The sequence below is a fragment of the Corynebacterium sp. ES2730-CONJ genome, from assembly GCF_024834055.1.
Taxonomy (GTDB): Bacteria; Actinomycetota; Actinomycetes; order Mycobacteriales; family Mycobacteriaceae; genus Corynebacterium.
Genome location: NZ_JANUXZ010000006.1, coordinates 103,822 through 120,370 on the forward strand (window position 1 = coordinate 103,822; position 16,549 = coordinate 120,370).

General features: G+C 52.8%; 13 protein-coding genes. 2 read left to right on the plus strand and 11 right to left on the minus strand.

Features of this window, described 5'->3' with window-relative positions; all coding sequences use genetic code 11:
• Positions 1 to 122: 122 nt before the first annotated feature.
• From NXS13_RS08325 to lepA, 3 genes are all read right to left on the minus strand, one after another.
• On the minus strand, positions 123 to 1,967 hold the full coding sequence (locus NXS13_RS08325; RefSeq protein ID WP_396124772.1) for a BCCT family transporter: 1,845 nt from the start codon (positions 1,965 to 1,967) through the stop codon (positions 123 to 125).
• A gap of 710 nt (positions 1,968 to 2,677) precedes the next feature.
• The gene (locus tag NXS13_RS08330; RefSeq protein ID WP_259158660.1) at positions 2,678 to 3,223 is read right to left on the minus strand and encodes a CAP domain-containing protein; all 546 of its coding nucleotides are present in this window, start codon (positions 3,221 to 3,223) and stop codon (positions 2,678 to 2,680) included.
• Between the two features lie 194 nt (positions 3,224 to 3,417).
• Positions 3,418 to 5,265 (minus strand): translation elongation factor 4, encoded by a 1,848-nt coding sequence (lepA, locus tag NXS13_RS08335; protein ID WP_259079768.1) that lies wholly within the window; start codon positions 5,263 to 5,265, stop codon positions 3,418 to 3,420.
• 108 nt (positions 5,266 to 5,373) lie between these two features.
• Here lepA and NXS13_RS08340 point away from each other — a divergent pair, with 108 nt between their 5' ends.
• Positions 5,374 to 5,922 carry a growth inhibitor PemK gene (locus tag NXS13_RS08340; protein WP_259079754.1) on the plus strand — a complete coding sequence of 183 codons (549 nt, stop codon included), beginning with the start codon at positions 5,374 to 5,376 and terminating at the stop codon, positions 5,920 to 5,922.
• Between the two features lie 175 nt (positions 5,923 to 6,097).
• Complete coding sequence (rpsT, locus tag NXS13_RS08345) at positions 6,098 to 6,361, plus strand: 30S ribosomal protein S20 (RefSeq protein ID WP_259079752.1); 264 nt, start codon at positions 6,098 to 6,100, stop codon at positions 6,359 to 6,361.
• Positions 6,362 to 6,399: 38 nt separating this feature from the next.
• Here the strand turns inward: rpsT and NXS13_RS08350 are convergent, their stop codons facing one another.
• From NXS13_RS08350 to NXS13_RS08385, 8 genes are all read right to left on the minus strand, one after another.
• Positions 6,400 to 7,035, minus strand: coding sequence for a LysE family translocator (locus NXS13_RS08350; RefSeq protein ID WP_259289618.1), 636 nt, complete (start codon positions 7,033 to 7,035; stop codon positions 6,400 to 6,402).
• Entirely contained in the window at positions 7,022 to 7,444 is a 423-nt protein-coding gene (locus NXS13_RS08355) for an ankyrin repeat domain-containing protein (protein WP_259289619.1), read from the minus strand. Before NXS13_RS08355 ends, NXS13_RS08350 begins: the two co-directional genes overlap by 14 nt.
• Positions 7,445 to 7,462: 18 nt before the next feature.
• Positions 7,463 to 8,404: a DNA polymerase III subunit delta gene (gene holA, locus NXS13_RS08360; RefSeq protein ID WP_259079732.1), complete on the minus strand. Its 942-nt coding sequence runs from the start codon at positions 8,402 to 8,404 to the stop codon at positions 7,463 to 7,465.
• Positions 8,401 to 10,068, minus strand: coding sequence for a ComEC/Rec2 family competence protein (locus NXS13_RS08365; RefSeq protein ID WP_259289620.1), 1,668 nt, complete (start codon positions 10,066 to 10,068; stop codon positions 8,401 to 8,403). Before NXS13_RS08365 ends, holA begins: the two co-directional genes overlap by 4 nt.
• Positions 10,065 to 10,820, minus strand: a complete 756-nt coding sequence (locus tag NXS13_RS08370; protein ID WP_259289621.1) for a ComEA family DNA-binding protein — start codon at positions 10,818 to 10,820, stop codon at positions 10,065 to 10,067. Before NXS13_RS08370 ends, NXS13_RS08365 begins: the two co-directional genes overlap by 4 nt.
• A 133-nt stretch (positions 10,821 to 10,953) precedes the next feature.
• Positions 10,954 to 12,075 carry a hypothetical protein gene (locus tag NXS13_RS08375; protein ID WP_259158654.1) on the minus strand — a complete coding sequence of 374 codons (1,122 nt, stop codon included), beginning with the start codon at positions 12,073 to 12,075 and terminating at the stop codon, positions 10,954 to 10,956.
• A 419-nt stretch (positions 12,076 to 12,494) separates the two neighbouring features.
• On the minus strand, positions 12,495 to 14,246 hold the full coding sequence (locus NXS13_RS08380; protein WP_259289622.1) for an ABC transporter ATP-binding protein: 1,752 nt from the start codon (positions 14,244 to 14,246) through the stop codon (positions 12,495 to 12,497).
• A 6-nt stretch (positions 14,247 to 14,252) separates the two neighbouring features.
• Positions 14,253 to 16,073, minus strand: a complete 1,821-nt coding sequence (locus NXS13_RS08385; protein ID WP_259158652.1) for an ABC transporter ATP-binding protein — start codon at positions 16,071 to 16,073, stop codon at positions 14,253 to 14,255.
• Positions 16,074 to 16,549: the final 476 nt, after the last annotated feature.

The following is a 16,549-nucleotide window of genomic DNA, read 5'->3' on the forward strand; positions in this document are numbered from 1 at the left end:
AAAGCACTTCTTGGGTGATCACAGCAGCTCATGGATCTGATAATCCTCTTAACTTTTAGAATTTCTTATTGGGAAAAGCCTCCTTTAAGCACAATGCTAAAAGGAGGCCCTGAGGGAGAGTTTTACTGAGAGGATTTTCCTTGGTCGCGTTCTTTGTCGATATCGTCCTTTTCGACGTCGTCGTTCACACTGCCGGTAATCCCTAACTCGCCGTCGATCATCACATTGCCGGAAATGATGACAGTTCCATCCGCCGTTTGTTCAAACTCTGGGGTCGGCAAAATGTTACCGTCCTCATCGAATCCGGGAGCTGGTTGCTGCTCGTGCGTCGCTAGCTTCTCGGCGGTATCGGTTTTTTCCCACCGTCTCGTCACCAAGGGAGCCATCGCAGCGCGATCATCATTCATCCCTTTCAAAAGCGAGTACATCATGACGAACTGCATGAGGAAGAAGGGCAAGGCCACGATAATGACAACCTGCTGGAGAACATCGATACCAGTGCCGGGAGAAACGATGAGCAGCACTGCCGCTACCGCGCCGATCATCACGGCCCAAGCGATACGATAGGCCGTCGGCGATTGGTTCTCTTCTCCCGTGCACATCATATCGTTGACCATCGCCGAGGAATCGATAGAAGTGATGAAGAAGATAATGACGATCATCAGGGCGAAGACCGAGACCACGGAGCTAAGCGGATACGCTTGCAGGAAATTAAAGAGTGCTGCAGAGACGTCACCCTGCTCCACCACTGGCACAGTGAGGAAGCCTGGCTGAGCACGCTCGATCTCCAGGCCCGCACGGCCAAAGATGGCAAACCAAATGACTCCGAAGATTGTGGGCAAAATGAGCACACCGCCGATGAATTCACGGACCGTGCGTCCGCGGGAAATTCGAGCGACGAACATCCCCGTAAACGGCGACCAGCAGATCGTCCACGCCCAGTAGAAAGCGGTCCACTTGCCCTGCCAGCCAGGATTATCACTATAAGAATCTGTCCAGAACATCAGGCGCGGCAACCAATCACCGTAGATTCCGAAGGCCTCGACCACGGAACGCAAAAGAGTAAGTGTGGGGCCGGTCAGGACAACAAAGACCATGAAGATCACGGCCATGGCAATATTGAGGTTGGAGAGAATCTTTATACCTTTATCCAGCCCACTCGCGACCGAAAAGCTGGCCACCACGGTGATAAGAATGATGATGAGTAATTCCACCCATCCCACCAGGGGTACCCCCCAAATCTTATTGAGGCCGGCGTTGACCTGCAGCGTTCCCAGGCCAACCGAGACCGCGATGCCGAAGACCGTACCAATAATTGCTAAGGCATCGATGAATTTGCCTGGTAGTGAATAGATACGCGGGCCTAAGAGGGGGGCAAAGATTGAAGACAGACGCGGTGGCAGTTTGCGCTTGTAGATGAAGTAGCCCAAGGCCAGGCCTGGTAGCGCCATAATGACCCACATATGGATACCAAAGTGGTAGAACGTGAAAGCGAATGCCTGCTCGGCGGCCGCTGCGCTCATGGGTTCCACATTATTCATTGGAGGGTTGTAAATATGGTTAATGGGTTCCGCAACACCCCAGAACATCAAGACAGCGCCCACGCCGCCAGCGAAGAGCATGGCGAACCAGACGGGGAGAGAATGCTCGGGGTCGTCGTCGTCGTCGCCTAAACGCATCCGGCCGTAGCTGGAGGCGAAGATGCCGATCAGGAAGATCAGCGCTAAGGAAATACCTCCGATATACATCCAGCCTAAATTTTTCAGCAGGGCCGCTGATGCACTGGCAAATATTGGTTGTATCCGCTCCCCAAATATCAAAGTGACGAGGACGAATGCACCGATGGTCCCAGCCGCCATGGCGAAGATTGTCGGGTCAGTGTGAAAATGAAACCGTTTACGAGCAGAAGTCGGAGTGGGATCCGACGTCGCGGAGCTCGGTGAATGTGAAGTAGCGATCGTGCACATCCTTAATCAGATATAAGTACCTTAGAATCAAACAGGTTCTAATACTATAGGTTGATGACGCACTCGTTCATATCCCGCACGTCAGCGCCGACTCCACCACGCACTGCGGAGGTTACTCTAAAAACCTTTAGACCGCCTATTACTCCCAAGATCATAGTTCTATAAAAGCAGGCTCGTATTCTACCCGGCGCAGTTGGGGCACTGCCTGTGTATTGAATTAAGACTCACCAACAAGCCTGACAAGCTCACTATTAAGATGAGCACCTCGACGCTCGCCCCCTCAATACTTGAATCTAGAGTGTAAAAGATATCGCTCCGCATCGTAGGTTGAGGATCACTCACAAAGATCTTTTAGATGAGTTTGGAGATAGCGATGCTACGGGCATGCCCTAAGCCAAGCTGAAGTCTGTCATAGTGGGCCAGGCAAATTTTTTGACCCTGGCCAGCCAGAAATGAGGAGCCATGATCGGGGACGGCAGGAATACGACTAACGGGTAAGGTGAGGCAAATATTCTGCTACCTGCAGGGTAAACCCTGACCCGCAGGTCACCTCACACTTAGCATCTCCCTAATATTTCTACCCCGAATGATGAGGATCGAAAGAGAATGCGGGCAGTTACTCATCCACGCTGACGGTAGGAGCTCTAACCACCTTTGCAGAACATCTCCCATAACGGAGACTGTTCAGGCGGCACCGCTACACATCCTTGTTAGCGAACGAGTGCGGTATAAAGGATGCGCCCATCCACGGCTCGGTGTGCCGCGACCGCGATCCTGGTGAGTCTCGGATTGAGCAGCAGCGCGCGTTCACCAGGGACACTGTTCCACTGGTGGAAAGCTTGACCACTGAGCACGCCAGGGGCGCTAGCGATTAGTTCACCACTGGTAATACCGACGCTTGGCTGGAACTGATTATGCGCCATCCATTGACTATGCCCGCGTGCCTGTTGATACAAGACGTCATCGAAGACGAGCGGATAGAGGCCGCGGCGTGTGCGCTCTTGGTTAATGAGCGCTATGGTCACCGCTTCATCCGTGCGCTGATCATAAGGTGGCAGCGGCCGTGCTGGGCTCATGCGTGCTAGAAAATCATCCACGCTGCGTTTAATATGCACCAAAAAGTCGCCTATAAGATCAGTAGATGATCCTTGAGAGGATAGGGCGGGTAGAGGAGGCATCTGTGCGTGGGCGGGGCCAGGCGTGATCATCGAACCAGCAAGAGTTATAGCTAATAGGGTTCGGGGAATCCTTGTCATGGTGCAGCTCTCTCCTCATACTGGTTGCGGAATAGGGAATATGGGTTCTTATGATACACGTCACTTGCTTTTTGAGGCAGTGGTCTACTCTCATGAGCTAGCACCCATGAATATCCGGGAATATCCGGTGCCTTTAAGTTGCTGGCATCTTTAAGCTTCCCGCGAGGAGAAAATCTCGCGGGCTGGGGCCGTGACTAATTATCGTCCGTGCTCAGTGCTGCCACGAAGGCTTCCTGTGGGACCGAAACGGAACCAAGGGATTTCATGCGCTTCTTGCCCTCTTTCTGTTTTTCAAGAAGCTTCCGCTTACGAGAAATATCGCCGCCATAGCATTTCGCTGTCACGTCCTTACGCATTGCCCGGATATTTTCACGGGCTATAACCTTGGCGCCGATCGCGGCCTGAATGGGGATTTCAAATTGCTGGCGTGGAATCAACTCTTTCAGTTTCTTCGTCATCTTATTGCCGTACCATAAAGCGGAATCACGGTGAACAATTGCCGAGAAGGCATCCACTGGATCGCCGTTCAGGAGAATATCAACCTTGACCAGATCGGCTTGCTGCTCCCCCGCTTCCTCGTAATTCAGCGAGGCATATCCCCTGGTGCGCGACTTTAGAGAATCAAAGAAATCGAAGATAATCTCACCCAGCGGCATGGTATAACGCAGTTCTACGCGGTCCTCCGATAAATAGTCCATGCCTCCCATTTGTCCGCGCTTGGATTGGCAGAGTTCCATGGTGCTACCTACAAATTCGGAGGGCACGATGATGGTGGTTTTTACGATAGGCTCCCACACCTCGCGTAATTTTCCACCAGGCCAATCTGAAGGGTTGTGTACGTGAGTTGAGCTCCCATCTTCGGCTACCACACGGTAGGACACCGAGGGGGCAGTGGAGATGAGATCAAGGCCGAATTCGCGTTCGAGGCGGTCTCTGGTGATCTCCATATGGAGCAATCCAAGGAATCCGCAGCGGAAGCCGAAGCCCAGAGCCACAGAGGTTTCCGGCTCCCAGGACAATGAAGCGTCATTGAGCTGTAATTTCTCCAGTGCTTCACGCAGGTCTGGGAAGTTGGCTTGCGAAATTGGGAACAGCCCTGAGTACACCATGGGTTTGGGATCAGCATAGCCTTGCAGAGCCTCTTCGGCGCCGTTTTGGGCCCAGGTAACGGTATCTCCGACCTTGGACTGGCGTACATCTTTGACGCCAGTGATCAGATATCCCACTTCACCAGGGCCTAAGCCGTCACACTTTTTGGGGGTGGGCGACACAATGCCAATTTCCAGCAACTCGTGAACGGCACTGCTCGACATCATCTTAATTTTCTGTCGAGGGGTCAGCTTCCCGTCGATCATACGAATATAGGTAACCACGCCGCGGTAGGTGTCATAGACCGAGTCGAAAATCATGGCGCGCGCCGGCGCATCAATGCCGTGATCGGTGGTCGGTGGCGGCACCAATTCGGCTACTTTATCGAGGAGAGCTTCAACGCCTTCACCGGTTTTACCTGACACCCGTAAAACATCATCTGGTTCGCATCCAATAATATGGGCAATTTCTTGGGCATATTTCTCTGGATCTGCGGCTGGCAGATCGATCTTATTAAGTACGGGAATAATCTCGAGGTCATTCTCCATGGCTAGGTAGAGATTCGCCAAAGTTTGAGCTTCGATGCCTTGGGCGGCGTCAACTAGGAGGATAGCTCCTTCGCAGGCTTCGAGCGCTCGAGAAACCTCATAGGTGAAGTCAACGTGGCCCGGGGTGTCGATCATCTGCATCACGATTTCTTCACCTTTGTGCGCACCGGAACGCGGCACCCAGGGTAGCCGAACGTTTTGCGCCTTAATAGTGATGCCGCGCTCACGCTCGATATCCATATTGTCTAAGTATTGTTCGCGCATATCGCGGGCATCGACAACATTGGAGTACTGTAAAATACGATCCGCTAAGGTCGATTTTCCATGGTCAATATGGGCGATAATACAGAAGTTACGGATCTTGGAGAGATCCGAAAAAGTCTGCTCCGCGAAATTCTTGGCCATTTAATCCCTTTCTCCAACTGCAATTCTTCTCCCGACTTTACCCCACCTCTGTATACTCTCCCGACTTAGGCCCCCTCTAGATGCTTCAGAAGGATAAACTGAAAGATTATGAAGCCGGATTCCTTAGTGCGACGTATCTTGCGGGCGATCATGGTGAGGCTATTTCGAAGCGACGAAACCTCCAATCTCGATAAGGGCCTGAAGGCTCTCGCCTCTCAACTCGGGCTCACTGAGCGAATCGACGCCCACCACCTTCGCACTCCGGCGCGCGCTGATATCGCAGTCGTCGACACCGCTGAATATCCGCGCGGGCTTATTTATGCCCCCAATATGGATGGCCAAGTCGATCCTGGCGAAGTGGTTTTTTTTACCCGCCCGAGCGAACCGGATTTCGAACGAGCCCTCATCGTGGTGGGCCGCAGTGGGGATAAGCTTTTGGGCCTGATTACCTCCCCTAATCCTGCACATGCGCTCAGTTCATCATGGGCTGAAATAGGGGCAGGGCCGTGGGATGAGACGGGGCGGAATGCCTGGGCCAGGCTTGATAAATTAGTGCAGGTTCCAGAGATCGTGATTAGGCGCCAGGGGGCTGTGATCCCGCCGCGCCGGTGGGAGTCGATAGCCAATCGCTTGCGCCGTGAATTCGGGTGGAAATAACTGCTTACGTGTTCGCTTTTAGTTAGCGGAGGTGGTAAGGTTTTCGTTCGTTGTCCGAAACAACACCACCATGGTGGTTAAGTTCATCTTCGAGCGGTCAGGACCTTGGGATCGCCGCGAACTTCAACTTGTAGCAGCCGTGGTGCACTAAGATATCCGAATAAGAGGTATACACATGGCAAATATTAAGTCACAGAAGAAGCGCGTTCTCACCAACGAGAAGGCTCGTCAGCGCAACCAGGCAATTCGTTCGAAGGTTCGCACCGAGATCCGTAAATTCCGCGCTCTAGTTGCCGAAGGCGATAAGGCCGGCGCCGAAAACCAATTGCGTGTTGCTTCGCGTCAACTGGACAAGGCTGTTACCAAGGGTGTCTTCCACCGCAATAATGCGGCAAACAAGAAGTCCCGTATGGCCACAGCTTTAAATAAGATGGCTTAAGAAAATCCCGCTGATCCTCACCGATCAGCGGGATTTTTTTAAAATAACCCTGCGATGATTAAACCAATTGAGGCAACTGCAAAAAATCCGCCGGCGATAAAATCCACGATATAGCTAAAGCGATAGAATACGTGACGCACCGGACGAGCTGAGAAGGCCATAACAAGTGTAGAAAAGCCTAGAACGGTGGTCGTTATTATGACTGCCACCACGAGGAGCGCTTGGCCGATATGTGGGTTGGGTGGCAGGAATGGTGCGATAATCGCTGCGAAATAGAGCACCACTTTGGGATTAGACAGATTTGTTGCTAGGCCCAGGCGATAGCAATATTTGAGGCTACCTAAGCGTGCCGCGTGATCAATATCGAGCTGAGTACCCTCCCGATACTGGGCGAGAGCGGATGTGAGTACATTCTTCGCCATAAAACCCAACCATAAGCCGCCGATAAGTTGAATAGCCCCCATGATCGATGGATAAGCATGAAGCAGGGTGGAGGCTCCCACAACCGTTGCGATCACCCACACCGTGAGCCCGCTGGCGATACCGAGAGTGGCGGCGAGGGCATGCGGCCGAGATTTTGTGGCCAGTCGGATGAGGAGAAGTATATCCGGTCCGGGGCTGATCATGCCAATGAGGTTGAGCGTGATCAACCCGATAATATCAGCGCTTGTCACCGGAATCGTGAGCGTCAAGGTGGGCTACAAGGTCACTGAGTCCAAACATTTTTGCGGTGTTATGGGCGCTGGGATGACCGATATGAGGATCAGCGCCGTGATTGATCAGAGTAGCAATGACCTCTGGATACTTCTTAAATATTGCTCCTGCCAACGGGGACTGTCCCCGGTCGTTTAATTGATTAAGGTCCGCCCCCATATTGATTAACTCCCGGACAATATCAGCATGGCCGCTATAGGCGGCTATCATGAGGAGAGTATTGCCCTCCTCATTACTAATATTGGGGTTAAGCCCCAGAGTAACGAGCGTCCTCAGCCTATCGCAGGCGGGCTCGCCTCCGGTGCGAGCGAGGTGAAAGAGCTCGTTGATAAAGGCTTGCAGTTCAGGGTCTGGAGAAGGGGTCGTCATTATCCCCATCTTAGGAATCTAGCCAGCCAGCTGCGAAATTTGACGCACCGCCTGCTCGAGGGCGAAGGCTGGATCTCCCCCCTGACCTTTAACTTCCGCATCCAATTCGGCTGCAATGATCACTGCTTGGCTGATATTGTCTCCCCGCCATCGCCGCGCTAGTTGCGCAGTCTTTTCCAGGACATAGGGGTGCATCCCTAGTTGACCGGCTAAGGAAGGGTGCGGTTGGGAGGAGTATAGGCGCGCAATTCCCGATACTTTCATGCTCAAAGCGGTGGCAAGTGCAGCTGGTTCCACCCCCAGCTGTAAGGCTCGTCGCATACTAGCCAGGGCCTTGAAGGTATCTCCCTGGCAAGCGAGATCGGCAACATCGAAACCGCTAACCTCAGCAACACCCTCATAGTACTGACGTACCTTTCCAGCCGTAACCTCGCCATCAGTATCTGCCACTAGCTGATCTACGGCACTGGAGAGAGCACGTAGATCTGAACCCACGCCTTCAAGGAGAACCTGGAGCACATCGGGGGTGACCTGGACCCCGAGGCGTCGAAATTCCTGGTTTAACCATTGGGTCCGCTGGTGCTGCTTGGGCGCTTCTATCTCATGGACCTCGGCAAGCTTTTTCAGGGGCGTCACCAGTGCTTTTTGCCGACCTCCACCCGAATGGCTAATGATGACATAAATACCGGGTCCGGGATCTCGCGCAAGCTCGACGATGAGTTGAGCGGGTTCCTTACCTGCCTCATCCATTCGGTCGATCACGACGATGCGATCCTCGCCAAATAGTGATGGACTTAGTAAGTCTAAGAGCTCCGCCTTGGTGATATCCCCGGCGCGGATTTGGGTGATATCAATAGTCGTGCCCGTAGGAGCGTGCGACTTGATAGCGGCACTGATCTCTTTGATGGTGCGCTCGATGAGAAAGTCTTCGTCGCCAAGAATGAGGTGGACAGGTTTCATGGGCTCGATTCTAGCTGTGAGTAACCGTCAGGTGCGCGAAAGTACACCGGGATCCCGGTTTGGGTCACTGTTGGATAATCTGCTGACACGTCCTTATGAGAGCGCACGATAATAGCTTCTGTACCTGCTGGGATAGTATGTTGGTCTGTTAGTTCTTGCAGCGAATTCACTTCGTAGGTTCGTATAGTGCTCAGATCTGGCTCTGGTAGTTCATGCTGGGGCAGTGACAGTACTCCAAGTACCAGCGCAGCTAAGGCTAGCACCCACCACGTGCGGCTCTTCGAGATCGCATAGAGTGCCCACAAGGCAATGACAATTGCCCACTTCACTGGTGAGGCTACGGTGATCACGGCTCCGTTGAGATGAGCGGCTATATGTGCGGTAGAGATAATCCAGCGGGCTACGGGGGCGAGCACCCACAGGATGAAATCTCCGATATGTGCAAGCGGGCTTACTAGCTCTCCGAGCCCCACGCAACCGGCGGCGATGAGGCCAAAAATCGTGACCACCGGAACAGCGGGAGCGCAGATAAGGTTGGCGAAGATGCTCACCACCGAGATATGGCCCGCCATGCCTGCCACAAGTGGCATGGTGCTCAGCTGCGCGGCCAGCGCTACGCTGAGAGATTTCCATATTATCGCAGGCCCTGGCATATGACGCAGATGCCAGTAGATCCACGGATTGATCACTATAATTCCAGCCGTGGCTCCCACCGAGAGGGCAAATCCCCAGTGAGTGGCAAAACCTGGGTGGTAAAGCAAGAGTATTCCACTACTGATAGCTAAGGCGTTCATGGGGGCGCGCACAGCGGCGGTCACTAGCGCAATCATGCCAACGGCTCCCATGAACCCAGCGCGTAATACCGAGGCCTCCATACCTACGACGAAAATATATGCTGCCATCACCAGTAGCGCCCCAAATGCGCGCATGCGCGGTGAACAGCGTGCTAAAAGCACGACTACTGCTGTGAGAATCATGGTGATATTGGCTCCACTGACAGCACTGAGATGGGCTAAACCGCTGAGGATAAAATCCTGCCGCAACTGGGGACTCTGACCCGAAATATCACCGAAGACCATGGCTGGAACTAGTGCACCGGCGTCACCGTCAATAATCTCCTCGGCGTGATGACGGAAGATTAGTCGCAGCTCATGGCGAAAAGACAGCACGGGATGCACCGGGGACGCTCGTACTGCTTCCCGCGCGTGGAAAATCAGTGCATCTAACCCCAGGCCCCTCCCATGGTCAGGATAGCCCTTCACCATTGCCAGTTCACCAGGAATAATATTCAAGGGCCGCGGGGAGAATACCGTGATCGATCCGGGGTAGCCGGGAGGGGAAAAATGCTGCACGGCGCCACTGCCACCGACGCGGGCTGAATCGAGGGCACGCATGAGGGTGGGAGAGGAAAAAGAAAAACTCTCTGCTTGTTTGAGACGTAGCGTTGCTATAAAAAGCGCTATACTTCCGCTGCCGCTGGTAAGGATTGCTTGGCCACGATCAATACGGCTAAGAACGATCCCTAAGATGAATAGGATAAAAAGACCGACAACGATAATGAGAAGATAACTGTGATCGTGGTAGCGGGCCTCGAATACTGCAAACATAGCCGCCCAGATAGTCGCGGCGCTGGGGAGAAGGCGTACCTGGCTCTGGGTTTTCATAAGACGAGTTGATCTTTGAGAGCCGCAAATTTACTCGGGCCAATGCCCTTGACATCCTGAAGTTGTTCGATAGTACTGAAAGCTCCGACGCGCTCGCGGTACGCAATGATGGCCTCTGCTGTTTTGGTCCCGATACCGGGAAGAGACTCTAATTCTTCGCGCCCCGCCGAGTTGAGAGCTACCCGCTTCGGAGTGCCGCCTGATACCGCGGGAGCATCAGCGATCGAGGCATCTGTGTCGGACTCCACGGTAATCTGCATACCATCGGTGAGTCGCTGGGCTAGGTTAATACCTGCCAGAGAAATGGCATTCTCAAAGCCTGCGCGCTTAAGGGCATCCGCTATACGCGCATCAGGATCACTAAAGCGATACAACCCAGGGTGCTCCACGGCGCCGACGACAGCCACCACAATCTCCGTTCTCGGTGGCGCCACTGGTAAAGGGGTGGGGATCGCACCAGTCACACGGAGTACAGGTTGCGGAGCTGGAGATTCGTAGGCGAAAGCTCCCAGCCACACCGCAATGACCCCAATTAGCCCCACGCTCACCACCACCAGCGCAACTAGAGGGCTCACTGTCAGTCGTGGGGTGCAGTCGAGAGGATTATTAAAGGCCAGCTCTTCCTGCGCAGGGTGAGACCGGTAGAGCTCTTTGATGCGGCGTGAAGATATAGAGCCCGTCGGTCGATCGCGCCGCCGAATCGTATCCACAACGGCGGCGAACCTGCCTTCAGACCTAGTAGTATCCTCCATACCTTCAAGCAAAGAGTAGATCAGCCTGGACCGCGACTTAACTCATTGGGGCTTGAAGGATTGTGTGGATAAATTCTCTGCTCTCTGCTCTCTGCTGCGTGCGAATAGGATTCAATAAAATTTAGGGCGCCGTTTATTGCCAGTGATCTAAACGAGTAGGCCACCGCGACATATCGACCTCGTCTGCCGGATTTTCCCTGACCAGATTAGGGCCTATTTCGTATTCCATATGGTAGTCCGTGATCCGCACTGAATCTCCACGAGTATCGAAGAATAGATTGCCAACCTTCGTAATCGCTTCATCCTTCATATCAGTAAAAGAGTCAGCATTGCCGAGATTTAAGTAGTCGGTATAGATACCGGTGGGGTACGAGAATGACATACTCACCGAGTAGTACCCTTTCTCGCCGGGAGATATTAGCGGGGCGGGCACACGGCGGGTATCGACTGGTGGGAAGATGGGTTCTGGGGCTAGGCAGTCAACCTGATCGGTGAAGTTATAATCGAAAGAGCTCAAAAGTGTGCACCGCATGGTGATCTCGCCGATAGGTATATTGACGTAGTAACCAGCCCAATCTTCCTCGTAATCATAGAGCTTGTGGGAGATATTGCCGAGACGGGTATAGCTGAAGCTATCCCCGGGTGGCGGTGAGCGATGGAAATCAGTGCGCATCATATTCGAGGTATTGCCAGTAGGCTCGTGCCTGCCTTTTTCCACCACGTCCTGTGGGCTCAGCGTGTAGTTTATTGTATAATCAAAGGTTTCACCGTTGTACATAATCTTGCTCTGGTAATCAACCGTGGCGGTAGCACCATCAAGGGAGATATCTTTTACCTCATTGATAAAAGGCATATCTTGTCCGGGGATGAAGTGCTCACCAGCAAAGAAGAGCACCGCCTTTTTGGGAGGAAGTTGCGAACCAACAAACTCAGGTGGTCGACCTTCTATAACGATATAAGAGTAATCTGCGCATGGATCGAAGTGGTTATCAATAACGTCTGTCTCCAACCAATAGTTATTGTCTTTCCCTGCGGTCTCGGTATTTATTTTCTGTGGTGATCCCCACAGCCCAAATTCAGTTTCGAGAAGATCTAGCTGTGGATTCTCGCACGCTGGTTGCGGGCTGGAGGTAGTTTCAAGGTCAGCTACCGCCTGGGTTTGAGGGGTATCAGATGGTGTAGAACATGAGCTTAGTACGAGGCCGACAAGCACAACGAGGCTTGGGTAGAAGGATCGACGGGAGGGAAGAGACATAACAACCTTTGGTAGAGAAAATGGATGTATTCGCGATCCCTAATTTAATTCATAATTGGAACTTTTCTCCTCGATAAGCCCGTAATGGGGGTAATCCCCATCGGATTAGATTGATGAGGGTCGATCCCCGCTGAAGAATAACTTCCGTCCCTATACCCAATTAGCCGCGTTGCTACCTCTGATCCCCCACAGTATCGAACCGGATCGAAGCTACCATCCCAGTGCCTAAACGAAGAGCTCTCCCGATCACTGCTGGTTTCTGGATGGGACTCCTCACCCACCTGTGCTGGAACTCTGTTGCAAGAACGTCTGTCAGAGCGTCTGGAGGGCTATGCCTAAAACGCTCTGTTTAGAAAAAGTGCGCGGTCAGCTGTGAGTAATTTGCGGGCGCACAGCGATATTTTTACGGAGAAGCGTATCTACGCTAGGTGCCACCCTTTGGCTTTCGCTCGGCTATCCCAGAAATCACGGTAGGTCCCAGTGCGAGCGTATAACTGCTCATGGGTTCCGATATCCTCGATCTCGCCTTGAGCGTTGAGCGTCACAATCTGATCCGCACCCATAATGGTGTCTAATTTATGCGCGATAACTACGACAGTGGAGGTTTCGCGCAATGTGGCAAATGCCGCCACGATATTTGCCTCATTTTCGGGATCGAGGGCGCTGGTAGCTTCGTCGAAAAGCACGATGGGCGCATTTTTTAGCAGCGCGCGAGCTATGGCCACGCGCTGCCTTTCGCCCCCACTTAAAGACTTACCTCCCTCGCCGACCGGGCTCTCCCATCCGTTGGGAAGGCGTCGCACAATTTCGGTCACACCGGCTAATGCGGCAGCCTCTTTGACCTCATCATCGGTAGCGGTGGGCCGGCCGATCCTGATATTGGCGATCAGAGTGTCATCAAAAAGATAGACTTCTTGAAAGACCATCGATAGCTGCGACATTAGGGTGCGTGTCTTTAACTCCTTGACATTCGCACCGCCAACTTTGACCGCTCCGGAATCTACTTCATAGAACCTCGATATCAGCCGTGCCACTGTCGTTTTGCCACTTCCGGAAGGCCCCACTAGGGCTACCATCGACCGAGGTGGAACTAGGAAACTAACATTCTTGATCACGGGAGTATTTTCTAGATAGGAGAAGGTCACGTGCTCAAATTCCACACTGCCCGGCGTAGGTTGCGCTGCATCCTCACGAGGTTCTGGCAGCGCTTCAGCGGTGAGCACCTCGTAGAATGCTTCGGCGCTACTACGCCTGGATTCCAGACCGAAAGAACTTTCCGCAAGGATCAGCAACAACTGGGAAAAGCGCAGTGTTACCCCCATAAAAGCAATGGTTTCTATAGGGCTAAGGGAACCGTCCAAACTGAGTTGTGCAATGAGCGTCATAAGGGCCACCACCACAACTTGAGTCAAACTTCCAGTTAAGGCATTAGCGAGAAACTCCCACCACAGCAAGCGGGACTTCCGTTGCCGCCACTGAGTAGTTGCCGCCGTTAAGGGGGCGAAATCTTGACTCCTACCGCATGCGCGTAGGGCCGGCTGGCAGTGGGTAAATTCTACGACGCGGTCACTGATCTCTTTTTCTAAAGGTTCAGCCTGAGCGTGAGCGTAGTGACCAATTGCCGAGGAGAGATAGACGAAGACGAGAAATATCAACATAGAGACAGCTAGCAAGATTCCGAGGGTGATATTCCATGCCAGCATGCACACCAAGATGACAACAATGGCTGCCATTTTCCCAGCAATAGGACCCATGAGGTGAGCGAAGATCTCAGAGGTAAGCATGAGCTCGCCCGAGACCAGGCGGGACAGCCGACCTGCTATTGGCTGCTGAAACCATCCGAGCGGCAGTCGTGCTACCTGATGACCAATTGACCGGTGGATATTCTGAACAATATCGAGGGCCGCTGCGTAGCTAAGACGGGTATCGATATATCCCAAGACAGCCGCTATGATCGCTGAGAGTATGAATACTACTAGCCAGCCATAGGCACTAAGCCCCCAGGCGGGAGTATCTGTTGATAAAGCGTAAATAGCAGGAATAATAAGAAATAGCGACAACCCTTCGAGGACTCCCATCGCAATGCTAGATATGATCGCGCGGTAGAGACACCGAGGATCAGTGAGAAAAACGCTACTCAGCGAAAAGAAAGAGAAAATGAGAGGTTTCATAACGTCTTAATGTCCTTTCCGCTGAGATTCCAGCGACCTGAGGTGGGCGGATTGAGATGTGGTCAGTAACTGCTGATACAGCGGATGACCTTGGAGGTCCTTTGCACTTCCCGCTGCTGCGACATGGCCGTGTTCTAGGACTATGATCTGATCAGCACCCACAATTGATTCCAGACGATGCGCAATAACTAGCACCGTTTTACCCTTAACTAAGGTGGTCAGCGCTTGCTGAATATCTGCTTCCGATTCGGGGTCAGCAAATGCCGTGGCCTCATCCAGGATGAGGATCGGGGCATCCACTAAAAGTGCTCGCGCGATGGCAATTCGTTGAGCCTGGCCCCCGGAGAAATGAGTGTCCGTTCCGACGATAGTGTCAAAACCCTTCGGGAGAGCCTCAATGGTGTCAAGAATATGCGCCTTGTGTGCTGCATCGCGGATTTCCTCCATTGTGGCCTCGAGCCTGCCGAGGGCGATATTATCGCGCACGGAGATTCTCAAGAGTTGCGGATCTTGTAGCACGAAGGAGACCGTGTCATAGAGCATCCGTGTGGATAGTTCGCGCACGTCGACACCGCCGATGGTGATCCTCCCTGAGTCAGGATCATTAAATCGAGCAACCAAGGTGGCTAGAGTAGTCTTACCAGAACCACTGGCACCGATGAGTGCCGTTACCGTGTCCTCGCGAAGAGTCATGGTCACGTGATTGGCCGCTATATGCTCACCGTACGAGAAGGATACGTCTTCAAAGCGGATCTCGTTTCCTCGTGGTTGTAGCTTAGTATTGGGGACCGAAAGAATAGGAGTGTCGAGAGTTATCAGCAGACGACGGGCAGCAGCGCCTGCTAATTGATAGGCCCACATCATATTGCTCAATACGGTGATGGCACTGGGAATCATCAGAGCGATGAGGGTGGTCGCCAGTACATCTGGTGGAGTCACCCAGCCTGCTCGAATCATGAGGATGCCACCACCCAGATTGATTGCCATCAGAATGGGGATAGATATCGAGGCGGCCGCCATGGCAGAACCTTTGAGCATAGGCGTAACCCACGCTAGATAAAACGTAGAGAAATCATCGGCAGCATCTTGATAGCGTTTATGGGATTGTCCCACCGCCCCAAAGGCCTTAACCACCGAGATTCCCGTAAAGAATTCCACCATAGTGGCAGATACGCGACCTAGGTGAGCGTCCATCTCAACGGTTTTTTCGCCCATGCCGCTGAGCATCCAAATATTAGCTGCGATATAAAAAGGAAAGCTCGCAACCGTGAGCAGCCCTAGCCTCCAATCGATTAAAAAGGCCAGCATTAAAAGGGCGACAGGAGTAATAATGGCTTGGGTGACGTCTACCGGTTGGTGTGCTACCAAGGCGTGGATCTGCCCGATATCTTCCTGCAATGCTTTGCGAACTTTGCCGGCATTAGTTTTTGAAAACCATCCCAAAGGAGCGCTGGAGATTCGATCAAGAATACGCTGACGAATAATCGCGGCTAATCTAATATCGGCGAAGTGGGTAATGGCCAAGGCTATGGCGTTAATAAATAATCGTCCGCAGAACATTCCCACGAGGAGATACACACTCGCCCATACAGATTGCTCGTCAACCGGCAGATCCTGACTATAGGCGCTGTAGAGGGTATCGCCCACCTGGATCAATGCGATATAGGGGCCGATGGCCAGGAAGCCCGCAATAATTGCTAAGAATCGACCGATTCCTAGACGTAGAGCTATGGGCCGAAGTAATTCTTTCAGGGCTGATTTTCCTTCTTCTCGCTCTCGCTTTAGTTTTTCACGCTCTGGTGCGCTGATGGTGGATGTCGACGCCATAATTATTCCCTTCCGGCGAGGAGTCTAAGGGGGTAGCAATATCTAGAAAGAGGTTGACGACAATGTCCACTACCTGGCTTTCTTAGGCTTACCTAATTGAGCTTGTGAGTAAGTTTCAGTAAACTCGCTACTCCCCCATAAAGCAAGGATTAGTGGTACACCACTCTCTTCGCTCCCCCGTCTCAAGTGTGGAAGAGACTGAGGCGGGCACCTTAAATTCGGTCATACGTTGCGAGTTATCTCAACCAGCTCCCATAAGATGAAGATTTCCTTCTATACCTGAGAGAATGGTTATCTTCCTATCTAGGCAGTTCGGGTATCGAGTCACCCAAGGCTGGTGGGCTGGGATCCCTGTCAGCGCACTCGAGGCCCGAGGAAGGGTCTAGCGGCGTTCAGGAATTCCTCTGGCACTATAACGTCGGACTTCCAGGTAGGAAACACTTGGGCGGGGCAGCTGGTATGGCACCGGGCGACAT